Raw genomic sequence first — 12845 nt, 5'->3', positions numbered from 1 at the left:
CGGGGGCCGGCATGGTGTGCCGGCCCCCGGGCCCTCTTGCGCGTCGGCGTGGCAGCGCCCGGCTGCCGGTTCCCCCGGGCCCTGGTTTCGCCGCGTGCCGGAGTCGGACGCGGATCGGCACGGCATCGTGCGAGCGGCGTCTAATCTGATGCGCTAGGGCCGGGCCTGATGGGCTGGGCGCGCTCGACCCCACGCCTGGCCGCTTCGCAGAATTGTCGGAGGCGGCCACTAGGATGAAGGCTCGGAGACGAGGGGAGCCTAATGAAGTACGTGTGGGGATTCCTGGCGGCCGTTTTTGTGGCAGTGGGCGCGCTGACGTTGCGGCCGGACCTGCTGCCGGGTGCCGAAAATTGGGTGCTTGACACGCCGATGGCGCAGGTCATGGCTTTGCGGGTGTGGCTGGCAATTGTGTTCTTCGGTGTGGCGATCTTCCTCTTTAGTTTTGCGGGCATCCGGCGCAGGCTAGTGGACTCGGGGCGGATTGCGCTGGCCACGGCCGTAGCGTACCTGGTGATGGCGATCTTCCATGGGGGCACGGTGTATGCGCGGGGGATTGAGTCGCCGGAGCAGTTGAAACCGGACCGCGGGGTCACGGTGGCAGGCGCGGGTAATGGCGAGGTCACGGTGTTGTCGTTCAATACGCTCGGCGGGTCGGTGGATATGGAGGATCTGGCCGCGTCGGTGGTGAGGAACGGCGTGGATGTGCTCGTGTTGACGGAGACGGCCACGGCACGCGGCGAGGAGCTCGTGGGGCTACTGGCCGAGCGTGGGCTGGACTTCCATCAGTTCGACACGGGCACTGACCGCTACGCCACGGAGTTTGAGTCCACGGTGGTGCTTATTTCCGACTCGCTCGGGGAGTACGCGCAGGTGGAGCCGGAGGGGTTGCCGGGTTCGACAGTCATGGTGGTGCCGGCAAACGGGCAGGGGCCCAAGATTATCGGCGTGCACCCGTTTGCTCCCGTCCTCGCGCATATGGGCCGCTGGAAGTCCGATATTTCCGCGATTTACAGCCAGTGTGCTAGCGGGCCGGTGATCATGGCTGGTGACTTCAATTCGACCGTGGATCATCAGATGACGCTCGGGGCGGACTGCACCGACGCCCGCATCGAGGCAGGCGCCGGCGGTCTTGGCACGTGGCCGTCCAACCTGCCCGCGCTACTGACCACGCCGATTGATCGCGTGGTCACCGACGGCAGCTACCGCGGGGTGGAGGCCGTAGGCGTGCCCGCCGGCGGCAGCGATCATCGCGGGATCATCGTGCGGTTGGCGCCGGCTGGGGACTAGGCGCGGATTCAGCGCACCGCATATCGGGCGGCCGGGGAGGGTCGGCGTCGTTATGCTGGAGAAAAACTAACGAAGGGGGAACCATGGGTTTCTTGAGGACTGTGACCGTGGGCGCGATCGCGTACGTGCTGGGCGCGCGGGCGGGCCGTGAGCGCTACGAGCAAATTAAGACTGGGACGAAGCGCGTGTGGGATTCGAACGTGGTGCGTGATGGTCGCTCGAAGGTCCGCCACCAGGCGGCCGACACGTTCCAGCAGGCGCAGAACCTCGCCTCGGAGAAGCTGCACGAGGCCACCGACGCGGTGAAGGAGAAGGTCCGCCAGGACGATCCGCGCGTCGAGGACGAGATCACGGTGGAGGCCGTTAAGGTCGACCCCCAGTAGCCGGCGACGGCGGCCAGGCGTTGAGCCCCGGCAGGCAGAGCCCGGCCGCCAGACTTCGCGCACGAGCCGACTAGGCGCCGCGGCCTAGGCCGGTCAAAACGTGAGCCAGCCCACCCACGTCGTGATGATCGGGGTAAGCTGGGGGAAACCGACGGAGGTGCCCCATGGACTATGTGCTCACTGATTTGATGGTCGACCGCGGGCGCGGGGCGCTCCTGGCCTCCGCGTGCGGAGACGCGCTCGGCGTGCCGTACGAATTCACGCGCGGAACGGATGACCCGCAGATGCTCGGCGGCGGGCTCGGCCCGTACGAACCGGCCGAATGGAGCGACGACACGCAGATGGCGATCTGCATCGCGTCCGTGGCGGACTCCGGGCTCAGCCTCACGTCGGACCGGGCTCACGACGAGATTGGCCAGAACTTCATCAACTGGATGCACGATGGCGCCACTGACATCGGCATCCAAACCCGCGCGGTGTTGCTTAATGCGTCGCGGTTGACGGGCGACGTGTCTGACCGGCTGCGGCAGGCCGCGCGCGAGTACTCGGCGAACACTGAGCGGGCGGCGGGCAACGCAGCGCTCGGTAGGATCGCGCCGATTGGGATCGCATTCCTGTGGGACCGCGACGCCACCGCGCGGGCGGCTCGCAGCATCGCATCCCTCACGCACGACGACCGCGAGGTCGAGGAGGCGTGCGTGCTGTGGGCTGAGGCGATGCGCGTGGCCGTGATCGACGGGGTGCTTGACGTGCGGGCGGGCATGGACCTGCTACTCGCCGAGTCGCGCCCGAAGTGGGAGGACTGGATTACCGACGCCGAATCGGGGCTGGTCAACCCGCGGACGAATAGCTCGGCGGTGTCGGCGTTGCAGTGCGCGTGGTTCGCCGTGAAGGCCACCCAGGACTACTTCGGGGAGGCCGCGATGTACGACGGGCTGCGCCGGGCGGTCAAGCTGGGCGGGGATACGGACACGGTGGCGGCTATTGTGGGTGCGCTGCTTGGCGCCCGATGGGGCGAAAGCGCGATCCCAGCGGCCTGGAAGGAATCGGTGCACGGCTGGCCCGGCATGAGCAGCGGCCAGCTCGCCGACATGGGCGAACGGATCGTGCGCAACTCCCAGCCGCGGGGTTTCTAGCCGGGCGGCTGGGCGGCTCGGGCGGGCGCTCCCGGGCGGGCGTGCCCCGCCAGGCTGAACCGCACCCGCGCCCTTCGCGGGACGATTTCAGCCGTATCTACGCATATACGAAGATACGGCTCATTTCGTCCCGTCAAGGGACGGCCTGCGCGTGTCACCTACCGGAAGCGCTCCACCTGACCCAGCAGCGCGTACCCGTCTTCGCCGCGAATGATGGGGACGCCGTCGTCCTCAAGGTCCGACTCCTCGCGGTGCAATGCCGTGGCCTCCGTGGTGCCGTGGGAGAGCACCTGCTCCACGGGGTTGAGCGTGCGTAGCGCGATACCGCGAACGCGGCGCGGGTAGGCGCGGGCGAGCTCGTCGTAGATGAGGGGGTCGTGCTGACCGTCGTCGCCCACCAAGTACCACGAGATGTTGGGGAACATGATGAGCAAGTTGCGCAGCTGGGTTTTCTTGTGTTCCTGGCCGGAGCGGAACAGGCCGGTGGGGGTGGGGCCCCAGTCGGTGAGGAGCATCGGGCCGATCGGCAACGCGTTGTGCTGGATGAAACTCAGCATCGTCGAATAGACGTTCCACGCGCCGGTGGACAGGTAGAAGACGGGCGCGTCCGGCGTCGGCTCGAGGAGGGCGTGGTAGAAGTCGGCCATGCCGGGCACGGGCTGGCGCATGTCCGTGTGCAGGACGAAGGAGTTGTAGGCCGCGAGCATCGAGCGGGGTAGCCAGGTGACGACGATCGTGTCGTCGATGTCTGAGATCAGGCCGGTGGTGACCTGGTTCGCCACGATCATCACCGGCGCCGTGATCGGCTCGCCCGCGGCCGGGGTCAGGGTGGCTTCGTGCCAGCCGGGGGCGAGGCCGTGATCTTCGATGAGGAGGTCGACGTAGCCGGAGCGGTCCGTGCGCGTCTTAATCGTGCGGTTGCCAAGCTGCACCGTGACCGGGAGGAAGCCCACCTGCGTGGTGAAAAACTGGCGCCACCCGCGCTGGGCCTTCTCCGCGTTCTGCGTGGCGAGTTTCGCCAGGCCGGACATTTGCGGGGAGGTCAGCGAGTGCATCGACTTCGGCAGGAAGGGAAGCTTGAAGGGCTGGGAGTCGTTGGGGTCGGCCATCGTAGCGCGGGCTAGCACCTTCGCCGCGTGCACCGAGCCCCAGCCGGCGTAGCCGGTCAGCCGCGGCTCCCATCCGCGCTCGCGCAAGCGCACGGTGTTGCGCCTGTTCGCGCCGTCTTCAAAGTTGCGGACCACATCAGCCAGAGCCATAGCTCCAGCCTACAAGGGTCGGGCTGGCAGTGCGAGGGCGGCGGCAATGCGAGGGCGGGGTGCCCGACAGAAGTCGTGAATATACCGGCTGGCGATTGCTATGTGGGCGAGGTCGCTCTCAGGTTCACGAGTTGTGTCGGCGCCGCTGGGAACCAGGGCTGGGGACGCGGATTATCGGCGCCCGGCGCGGCCCACCCGCCTACGCCTGGGCGAACACGGTCGATTCGTACCTATACAAATCTGCTCGATAGATATGGAACCCCCACTCGATGATGTGCCCGCTGGGGTCGAAGGCGGTGCGGTCGATGGTGAGGACGGGGTCGCGCAGGGAGATGGCAAGCAGTTTGGCCTCGCGCCGGTCGGGGCGTTCGGCGCCGACAGACTGCGTGGTCGACGTCGGCTCCACCCCCGCTTCGCGCAGCAGCTCGTACAACCCGTGATCCTCGAGCTTTTCCCGCGGCGGGGTGATCTTGGCGGGCAGCCAGTTGTAAAGGATCGCCACGGGCACGCCGTCGCGCTTGCGTAGCCGCTCCAGCTCCACGACCGGCGTGTCGATCGGTATGCCCAGCTGTTCGGCGATGGCGTCGGTGGCGCGGCGGTGGTTGTAGTTGAGGATTTCGGTGGTGGAGGCGTGCCCGGTCGCCTTGATCTCCTCGTGCAGGGACGGCAGGCGCATGAGCTGCCGCTTCGGCTGCGGGGCCACCACGGTCCCCACCCCACGACGCCGCAGCAGGAACCCCGCATCCACCAGGGTCTGGAGCGCCTGGCGGGTGGTCGGCCGCGAGACGTTCAGCCTCCGCGACATCGACACCTCATTTTCAATCCTCGTCCCCGGCAGTAGGTGCCCCTCGAGGATCGCGCGCTTGATCGGTGCGGAAATCTGGGCGTGGAGCGGCTGGCTGGAGGTTCGGTCAAGCACGACGGTGGGCTCCCACCTCACGCCCGACGTCCGGCTGCTCGCCTCCAGGCTGCCGACGCCGCCCTGCCCCGCGGAGCCTGCGCCGCCCGCGCCCCGGCCCGCCGATCCTACGCCGGCCGCACCTGCCCGGTCCGAGCTCGCAACCACCGAGCCACCCGCGCCCGCCGCCCGCGCCTCGGCGCGCTCTGCGTCAGTCATCTGAGCTCCTCCCTGCGATGTGTCTCTCAGCCCATTCTAGCCGCACGGCGAGACGCTCCTAGAAAACGGCTTTGTCATGACATAGAGTAGACTATGTTCGTGAATGAGCCGCGCTCCGGCGTGCCTTAACCCGCATGATTCCATACAAATGTGGTGTTGAGGCACCTCCGCTTCGCAGCTCGCCTAAGTTGGGATGTGTTATATGCTTCTCGAAGCGCGCTCGATCTCGAAGCGCTACCCGGGGGTGCAGGCGCTGGACGGCGTGGACTTTTCGCTCCGCGCGGGCCAGATCCACGCGCTCGTGGGCGAAAACGGTGCGGGTAAGTCCACGCTGATGAAGATCCTCGGCGGCATCGAGCACGCCGACGCCGGTCAGGTGCTGCTCGACGGCCAGCCGGTCTCGATCGCCGGCCCGCTGGACGCCCAGCGCCGCGGCATCGCGCTCATCCACCAAGAGCTCAACCTGATGGCTGACCTGAGCGTCGCCCAGAACATTTACTTTGGCCGCGAGCCGCGCCGGGGTCACTTCATCGACGACGCCGCTATGGCGGCCGGCGCCCGCGGCATCCTGCTAAGGGTGGGTCTGGACATCGACCCCACGATCCGGCTCGGCACCCTGACGGTCGCGGGCCAGCAGATGGTGGAGATCGCGAAGGCGTTGTCGATGGACGCCCGGATCCTCATCATGGACGAGCCCACCGCCGCGCTGTCGGAGCACGAGGTCACCCAGCTTTACGCCATCGTGCGCGAGTTCATCGCGGGCGGCGACCGCGCCGTCATCTACATTTCGCACCGCTTGGAGGAGATCCAGGAGCTGTGCACGCAGGTCACGGTGTTGCGCGATGGCGTCATCGTCGCCTCCCACCCCACCGCGGACCTCACGCGTGAGGACATGATTGCCCTCATGGTCGGCCGCGTCATTGATACCTCCCCCCGCCCGGACCCCCACCCGGGTGGCGAGCCGAAGTTGGAGGTGCGTAACCTGTCGGCTGGTTTCGTGCGTGACGTGTCCTTCACTGTCCGTGCGGGCGAGATCTTCGGCCTGGCCGGCCTGGTGGGGGCGGGCCGGACGGAAACCGCGCGGGCGATCGTCGGGGCGGACGGCAAGGAGGCGGGCGACGTCGTCGTCGCCGGAAAGGCCCTGCTCGCCACCACGGTGGAGGAGGCCGTGCGTGGAGGGATCGGCTACCTGTCGGAGGACCGCAAGCATTACGGGCTGCTGCTTGAGCAGTCGCTGACGCAGAATGTGGCGTTGCCCTCGCTGGCGCGGTGGTCGCGGCACGGGGTGGTGGATGACTCGTTCGCTGGTGAGGTGGCCGAGCGCTCGGTGGATGACCTGGCGATTGCCACGCCGTCGGTGGAACAGAAGGTCAAGGCGCTCTCGGGCGGGAATCAGCAGAAGGTGGTCATCGCCAAGTGGGTGGCCCGCGACTGCGACGTCCTCATTTTCGACGAGCCCACCCGCGGCGTGGACGTGGGTGCGAAGGATGACATTTATCGGCTGATGGAGTCGCTGGCGGGGGAGGGGAAAGCCATCGTGGTCATCTCCTCTGAGATCGCCGAGCTGCAGCGCGTGGCGCACCGGATTGGCGTCATGTGCCAGGGCCGGCTGACCGGGGTCCTCGACAACGCCGAGGCCACGCAGGAGAACATCATGGATTTGGCAACGCGTTTCGTTGCGGCAGAAGGAGAAGCATGAACGGCAAGGTCGAATCGGCTGTGAGGCCCGACGACGACGGGCGCACGGCCCGCGCTGCCAGCGCGGCTGGTGCTGGCGCGGGTAGCGCCGGGGACGTGGGCGCGGCTGGCACGGGCGGCGTCGTGCACGCCGGCGAGCGCGGCGGGATCAAGGTGCGGGAGCGTCGGAAGGTCGGCGGCGGGTTGCTCGGCCGGCTGTATGCGAAGCACCCGGCGCAGGTGCTGATCGTGGTGTCGGAGCTGGTGCTCGTGGCGGTTTTCGCGGTGGCGAGCCCGTACTTTCTGGACCTGGGCAACATGTCGGCGCTGCTGCTGGACGCGTCGGTGTACATCCTGCTGGCGCTCGGGCTCACGTTCGTGATTGCCACCGGCGGCATCGACCTCACCCCCGGATTCGGCATGGCGTTCACCGGCGTGATCGCGGCGCTCGCGATGACGAAGGTGGGCGGGCCGATGGGGCTGGCTATTGCGGCCGGCGTCCTCGCAGGAATCTTGGCTGGGCTGGTGCTCGGCGTCGTGAACGGCTTCCTTGTGGCGAAGCTGAACATGCAGCCGATGGTGGCCACGCTGGCGATGATGCTGGTGGCGTGGGGTGCGGCGCTGTCGATTACGGGGACGTCGTCGATCCCGCTCAACGATTTTGGGCCGTTCTTGGCGCTCGGCAACGGCAAGACCTTCGGGCTGACGAACGCGATTTACCTGTGCATCTTGGCGGCCGTGGTGGCGCACTTCCTGCTCAAGCACACGCTGATCGGGCGGTATGCGCTGGCGATGGGCTCAAACGAAGAGGCCACCGAGCTGTCCGGCGTCAACGTCCAGCGCTGGAAGTGGCGCGTGTATGCGCTGGCCGGCACGTTCACGGGCCTGGCGGGGGTGCTGATGGCATCGAGGTTGGCGTCGGGCAAGCCGGACGTGGGCCAGTCGTATGAGATGTATGCGATCGCGGCGGCCGTCCTGGGTGGGGCGTCGCTGCGCGGCGGCAACGCCTCCGTGTTCGGATCGGTGGTGGGCGCGATCCTCATCGCGACCATCCGCAACGGCGCCGTCCACCTCGGCATGTCCGACCAAAACCAGAAGATCGTGCTCGGCATCATCGTGCTCATCGCGGTGTTTGTGGACGTGCGGAGGAAGCCGAAGGCGGCGGCATGAGAACGTTGAAAGGAATTATGTGCCGGGGTGGCGTGGTGGGCGCGCCGCAGGCGGGACCCGCGGCGCGCCCGTCCGGCCAACGCCAACACCGGGGCCAGCGGCCGCGCGTGAGCCGCCACCCCCGCCGGCCCTGGATCGTCAGCGCGCTCGCGGCCCTCACCACCGGGGCGGCCCTCACCCTGGGGCTGACCGGGTGTGCGGGCCTGGGCGAACGCGTGTCGGGGTCGAACGGGCGGATGGATATCGCTGTGGTCGCCAAGGGGTACGCGAGTCCGTTCTGGGCCGCCGTCAAGGTCGGCACGATGGCCGCCGGGCAGGACCTGGGGGTGAACGTGACGTTCTCCGGGCCGGACACGGAGTCGGACGTGGTGCGGCAGGTGGACCAGATCAACCTCGCCCACGTCCAACACCCTGACGCGTTCGTGTTCGCCGCTCTCGACTCCTCCGCGTCCGTCATCGCGTTGCAACAGTTCGTGGACTCGGGCATCCCCGTCATCGCGTTCGACTCCGGCGTGCCCGGCTCCGATATCCCCGTCTCCACCGTGGCCACCGACAACCGCGCCGCCGCCGCCGAGGCCGCCAAACACATGGCCGAGCTGCTCGGCGGGGAGGGCAAGGTGGCGGTGCTCGCCCAGTCCTCGACGTCTGTCACCGGCACTGACCGACGCGATGGCTTCATCGGCTGGCTCGCCGCCAACGCCCCCGGCGTCGATGTGGTGGACGTCCAGTACAACGATTCCGACCAGGCCAAAGCCGAACAGCAAGCCGCCGCGATCCTCCAGGCTCACCCCGATCTCGCCGGTATGTTCGCAACCGACGACGACGGCGCCGTTGCCGCCGCGCAAACCGTGCGCCGCACCGAGCGTGACGTGCAGGTGATCGGGTTCGACTCCGGTGCGGTGCAGATCGGGCTCATCCGCAAGGGTGTGATGGCTGGGGCCGTCACGCAGAACCCGTATCAGATGGGGTACATCGCGGTGGAGAAGGCGGTGGCCGCCGCCAAGGGTGAGGAGGTCGAGCCCGAGATCGACTCCGGCTTCTACTGGTACGACGCCACTAACCTCGACGACCCCGACATCCAGAAGGCGGTCTACGACTAGCGGGGTGCGGGGCAGCTAGCCGGCGGTGCCGGGCGGCCGGCTGCTAGTCGCCGGCGTAGGCGGCCGCCACGGCCGCCGGGTCCGGGATTGTCGGCCAGTCAGTGGGGCCAGCACCGAGGCGGGCGGATTTTTGCGGGACGATTTCGACCTCATCTACGTATATACGAAGATACGGCCCAAATCGTCCCGTGAATTCCGGTTCGCGGCCGAGGCTCGGCTCGCCTGGCCCCGCCGTGTCGGTGGGGAGGGCCCAGCGCAGTTGGCCCGACCCGGCCCATTCCCGCAGGTCAGCACGGGTGGGCGCCGCCGCCGATCCCCCAAGCCGCTGCACGGTCCACCCCGCCACCACCTGGCCGAGCACCACGGCCTCGAGTAGTTTGGCCCCGCGGGCGAGTGCACGCACGAGCCCGGCGGTGAAGGAGTCTCCCGCGCCGGTGGTGTCTTTTGCCTCCACGTCGATCGCCGGTAGCTCGATGATGAGCGCGCCCGGCCCACCGGCGCTAGCCCCAGCCGGGCCACCCAGCGCATGATCCCTTGTCAGCACGCACGTGGGCCGGCTGGCGATCACTACCCCGTCCCCGCCGCAGGTCACGACCACGGTGGGCACCAGCTCCAGCAACCGCCGGGCGGCTTCCCGCACGTTCCCCGCCCGCGTGTAGGCGAGGGCTTCGGCGGCGTTGGGGACGAAGATGTCGGCTTGAGCCAGCGGGTCGAGGTCGGCGCGATCCCAGCGCCCGGTGGGGTCCCAAGCCGTGTCTGCCACGACCACGGTCCCGGCGCCCCGTAGCTGCTTCAGGCATTCGAGGTTCCGCGCCAGGTAGTCCACCGACGCCACCACGAACCCCGGCGCCGCATCCGCCAGGCCGGCCGGCAGGTCGGGGTAGGCGCCGTCCCCGTACGTGGTGAACGCCCGGTCGCCGTCCAGCACCTGCGCCACGGTCACGGATTGCGTCCCCCCACGCGTGGAGCCCGCCAGGCCCACGCCTTCCTCGGCGAGCACCTCGGCCACCCAGCGCCCGGCCCTATCCGCGCCGACATTTGTCACTACGTCCACGTTCAGGCCGAGCCGTGCGCACGCGATCGCCTGGTTCGCCACGCCGCCAGCCATGACGGCGCCGCCCGCGACCCACTGCTCTTCGCCGGGCCGCGGGGCGTGCTCGAGCCCGAACTGCACGACGTCCAAAAACAGCGGCCCCGCCGCCACCACATTAGCTACAACCTCAGCCTTTTCACCCATACCCCCAGCCTACCCGCGCCCTCCGACAATCGCCGCGCCCTGCCAAATGTGGGTCAAATCTTGGCGTGTAGTAGGCGAGAACAAGACCATTGCTCTCTTTTGAAAACCTTGTAGCGGCGAAACCTCCGGTGCTACGCTATAAACACTAAGTCATTGGTATCAGTGCAACGGTGCGTTGGAGATCAGTCGAGTTCATTTGTAGCTCCCGTTACGGTTCAGCCGTCAATGTCGTCATCGTCGATTGTACGTCGAGGCTTAGCAAGCCTCGCTATTGTTATGCTTCTTGCGCCAACAACCGCAGTAGCTCATGCGCATGCAACCTCTGAAACTGCGGAGATTTCAGCAAGCGCTCACTCAGTCGAGCTCACCGAAGAGGAGAGAGCTTCCCTTATCGGCGAGTTTGCGTCCTACGGCGTCAACGAGGAAGTAGCTGCTGGGCTACTAGATAAGCTCCAACAAGGGTATCTCTTGGACTCTATGAAGCCTGACGCTGTTCCCGTATCCAGTGTGGAAAGTGTTCATGGAACAGAAATTGAGGTAATCGAACGGAATACGGGCGTGGAAGTACATGGGCAGAGAGAAGCACCAGCGTGACTCGGCTAGAAAAAGTCATCAAGACCAGATGAGTCACCAAGTTGACGGCTGAAGACCGTTGAGGAGCAGAAAAGTGGGCTGTCTCTATGGGTAGCCCCGCGCCTTTGAGGCAACACGGCGACGTGCCCGGCGTCTTCTACCAAGGTGGAATGCGCCGGGCACACGCATGGTGAAGCCGTACTTCTTGATCAAGCCGTTGAAATTGTAGCTAAAGGCTGAGGCGGGGATCTTCTTCGTCCTTGGTGACTGTCCTGTTGTGGGGATGCGGACGGCAGGGACTCACGAGTCGCTGCGTCCACAGCGCTCGACGCCTCCTCGCTGACAACGCTCTTCTGGCCCGCAAAGAACCCTCGGGATCGGCCTCCAGGGCGGTTACCTCGAACCGCCCACCGTGCCATTGGCCCTGGTAGCTCGCTAGGCTTGGATCCGAAAGGAAGGCATCATGAAACTGACGTTGATCGGCGGGGGCGGCTTCCGCGTCCCGCACGTGGCATCCGTGTTCCAGGAGGACTCTCCGGTGCACCTGGACGAGCTATGCCTGTACGACATCGACCCCGCCCGCCTTGCCATTATGCGCAACGTCCTGGTCCAGCTGGGACTGGCAGAGGCGATCGGGTCCGTGACCACGACGACGTCGCTATCGGATGCCGTCCGCGGCGCGGACTACGTCTTTTCCGCGATGCGCGTCTCAGGGGCATGCGGGCGCGTGATCGATGAGCGGGAGGCGCTGTGCCGCGGCGTACTCGGCCAGGAGACGGTGGGAGTCGCCGGCTACGCCTACGCGTTCCGTCAAATCCCGGAGGCCCTCCGCCTCGCCCGCGCGGTCGCCGAGCTCGCGCCCAGCGCCTGGGTCCTGAACTTCACGAACCCGGCTGGTGTCATCACGCAGGCGATGCGGACGATTTACCCGCGCGTTGTGAGTATTTGTGACACCCCGATCGGGCTGGTGCGCCGGGCGATTCACGTGCTTGGCCTGGAGGAATCCACGACCACCTACGACTACGTCGGCCTCAACCACCTCGGCTGGCTGCGCTCGATGACGTCGAATGGCGTTGACCACCTGCCACGCCTCCTAGCAGACGATTCTCTTCTGGCCCGGATGGAGGAAACCCAGGTCATCGGCGCGGACTGGATTCGTGCGCTTGGGCACATGCCCAACGAGTACCTGTATTACTACTACAAGAATCGGGAAATCGTGCAGCGCTTGCGCCACGGTCAGACTCGTGGCGAGTTCCTCGTTAAGCAGCAGGGGCGCTTCTACGAGTCAGCGGAGGCGAATCCGGGCCGGGCGGGCGAGGTGTGGCGTGCCGCCGACGCCGAGCGTGACGCTACGTACATGGCCGAGGCTCGCGAGGAGGGTGAGGGACGTCCCGAGGAGGGGATCGACATCGGCGGCTATCCGCGCGTCGCTCTGGAGTTGATGAACGCGCTGAGCAACGGTGCGACCTCCCAGTTCCAGATGATCCTTGGCGTGGGTAATTCCGACGACGAGTCAGGCCGGGGGTTGCTCGTGCCCGAGCTTCGGGCCGACGCCGTGGTAGAGGTTCCGTGTGTCGTGGATGCGAACGGTATTCACCCCCGGCGTCCGGAGCCGGTGACGGGGCCCGAACTTGGGTTGATGACCTCGGTGAAGGCGTGCGAGGAGTTGGTCATCGAGGCTGCGCTCAAGGGGGATCGGGAGATCGCGTGGAAGGCGTTGGCCAGTCACCCGCTTGTTGACTCGATCGATGTGGCTCGTGAGGTCCTGGATGCCTACATCGCGCGCAACCCCGATGTGGCCCGCGTGTTCGCCCAGGGGTGACGCACGCAGAAAGCGGGAAATAGTGCTGGATTAGTGTTGCATGTGCAAAGGGGGCGCCGGCCGGCCCCCGCGGGGGCCGGCCGG

General features: G+C 67.0%; 10 protein-coding genes. 7 read left to right on the top strand and 3 right to left on the bottom strand.

Going from position 1 to position 12845, the window contains the following annotated elements; genetic code table 11:
* Positions 1 to 261 precede the first annotated feature (261 nt).
* From HMPREF3174_RS05715 to HMPREF3174_RS05705, 3 genes are all read left to right on the top strand, one after another.
* Positions 262 to 1287, top strand: coding sequence for an endonuclease/exonuclease/phosphatase family protein (locus tag HMPREF3174_RS05715; protein WP_070448181.1), 1026 nt, complete (start codon positions 262 to 264; stop codon positions 1285 to 1287).
* An 83-nt stretch (positions 1288 to 1370) separates the two neighbouring features.
* A complete protein-coding gene (locus HMPREF3174_RS05710; RefSeq protein ID WP_143602064.1) occupies positions 1371 to 1670 on the top strand; it encodes a hypothetical protein in 300 nt (99 codons plus the stop codon).
* A 173-nt stretch (positions 1671 to 1843) separates the two neighbouring features.
* Positions 1844 to 2806, top strand: coding sequence for an ADP-ribosylglycohydrolase family protein (locus tag HMPREF3174_RS05705; protein ID WP_160326859.1), 963 nt, complete (start codon positions 1844 to 1846; stop codon positions 2804 to 2806).
* A 158-nt stretch (positions 2807 to 2964) separates the two neighbouring features.
* Here HMPREF3174_RS05705 and HMPREF3174_RS05700 read toward each other — a convergent pair whose 3' ends face one another.
* Together HMPREF3174_RS05700 and HMPREF3174_RS05695 are read right to left on the bottom strand one after the other, a co-directional pair.
* Positions 2965 to 4065 carry an App1 family protein gene (locus HMPREF3174_RS05700; protein WP_062612752.1) on the bottom strand — a complete coding sequence of 367 codons (1101 nt, stop codon included), beginning with the start codon at positions 4063 to 4065 and terminating at the stop codon, positions 2965 to 2967.
* A gap of 199 nt (positions 4066 to 4264) precedes the next feature.
* Positions 4265 to 5182, bottom strand: a complete 918-nt coding sequence (locus tag HMPREF3174_RS05695; RefSeq protein WP_083297695.1) for a GntR family transcriptional regulator — start codon at positions 5180 to 5182, stop codon at positions 4265 to 4267.
* Positions 5183 to 5384: 202 nt separating this feature from the next.
* Here HMPREF3174_RS05695 and HMPREF3174_RS05690 point away from each other — a divergent pair, with 202 nt between their 5' ends.
* From HMPREF3174_RS05690 to HMPREF3174_RS05680, 3 genes are read left to right on the top strand one after another with little or no spacing between them, the layout of a single operon-like run.
* Positions 5385 to 6881, top strand: a complete 1497-nt coding sequence (locus HMPREF3174_RS05690) for a sugar ABC transporter ATP-binding protein (protein ID WP_070448180.1) — start codon at positions 5385 to 5387, stop codon at positions 6879 to 6881.
* Positions 6878 to 8029, top strand: a complete 1152-nt coding sequence (locus tag HMPREF3174_RS05685; RefSeq protein ID WP_062612746.1) for an ABC transporter permease — start codon at positions 6878 to 6880, stop codon at positions 8027 to 8029. Before HMPREF3174_RS05690 ends, HMPREF3174_RS05685 begins: the two co-directional genes overlap by 4 nt.
* Entirely contained in the window at positions 8026 to 9129 is a 1104-nt protein-coding gene (locus HMPREF3174_RS05680; RefSeq protein ID WP_201783135.1) for an ABC transporter substrate-binding protein, read from the top strand. Before HMPREF3174_RS05685 ends, HMPREF3174_RS05680 begins: the two co-directional genes overlap by 4 nt.
* A 43-nt stretch (positions 9130 to 9172) precedes the next feature.
* Here HMPREF3174_RS05680 and HMPREF3174_RS05675 read toward each other — a convergent pair whose 3' ends face one another.
* The gene (locus HMPREF3174_RS05675; RefSeq protein WP_070448179.1) at positions 9173 to 10366 is read right to left on the bottom strand and encodes a carbohydrate kinase family protein; all 1194 of its coding nucleotides are present in this window, start codon (positions 10364 to 10366) and stop codon (positions 9173 to 9175) included.
* 1036 nt (positions 10367 to 11402) lie between these two features.
* Here HMPREF3174_RS05675 and HMPREF3174_RS05670 point away from each other — a divergent pair.
* On the top strand, positions 11403 to 12761 hold the full coding sequence (locus HMPREF3174_RS05670; RefSeq protein WP_068538886.1) for a family 4 glycosyl hydrolase: 1359 nt from the start codon (positions 11403 to 11405) through the stop codon (positions 12759 to 12761).
* The last annotated feature ends 84 nt before the right edge of the window (positions 12762 to 12845 follow it).

This window comes from Trueperella sp. HMSC08H06, assembly GCF_001808465.1.
Classification (GTDB): domain Bacteria; phylum Actinomycetota; class Actinomycetes; order Actinomycetales; family Actinomycetaceae; genus Trueperella; species Trueperella bernardiae.
This window is presented reverse-complemented; position numbering and strand designations above follow the sequence as displayed.

What these genes read in the sequence shown, in the direction of transcription:
- HMPREF3174_RS05700 (WP_062612752.1), bottom strand. Translation starts at nt 4,065, where the DNA reads ATGGCTCTGGCTGATGTGGTCCGCAACTTTGAAGACGGCGCGAACAGG.
- HMPREF3174_RS05680 (WP_201783135.1), top strand. Translation starts at nt 8,026, where the DNA reads ATGAGAACGTTGAAAGGAATTATGTGCCGGGGTGGCGTGGTGGGCGCG.
- HMPREF3174_RS05685 (WP_062612746.1), top strand. Translation starts at nt 6,878, where the DNA reads ATGAACGGCAAGGTCGAATCGGCTGTGAGGCCCGACGACGACGGGCGC.
- HMPREF3174_RS05710 (WP_143602064.1), top strand. Translation starts at nt 1,371, where the DNA reads ATGGGTTTCTTGAGGACTGTGACCGTGGGCGCGATCGCGTACGTGCTG.
- HMPREF3174_RS05715 (WP_070448181.1), top strand. Translation starts at nt 262, where the DNA reads ATGAAGTACGTGTGGGGATTCCTGGCGGCCGTTTTTGTGGCAGTGGGC.
- HMPREF3174_RS05670 (WP_068538886.1), top strand. Translation starts at nt 11,403, where the DNA reads ATGAAACTGACGTTGATCGGCGGGGGCGGCTTCCGCGTCCCGCACGTG.
- HMPREF3174_RS05690 (WP_070448180.1), top strand. Translation starts at nt 5,385, where the DNA reads ATGCTTCTCGAAGCGCGCTCGATCTCGAAGCGCTACCCGGGGGTGCAG.
- HMPREF3174_RS05675 (WP_070448179.1), bottom strand. Translation starts at nt 10,366, where the DNA reads ATGGGTGAAAAGGCTGAGGTTGTAGCTAATGTGGTGGCGGCGGGGCCG.
- HMPREF3174_RS05695 (WP_083297695.1), bottom strand. Translation starts at nt 5,182, where the DNA reads ATGACTGACGCAGAGCGCGCCGAGGCGCGGGCGGCGGGCGCGGGTGGC.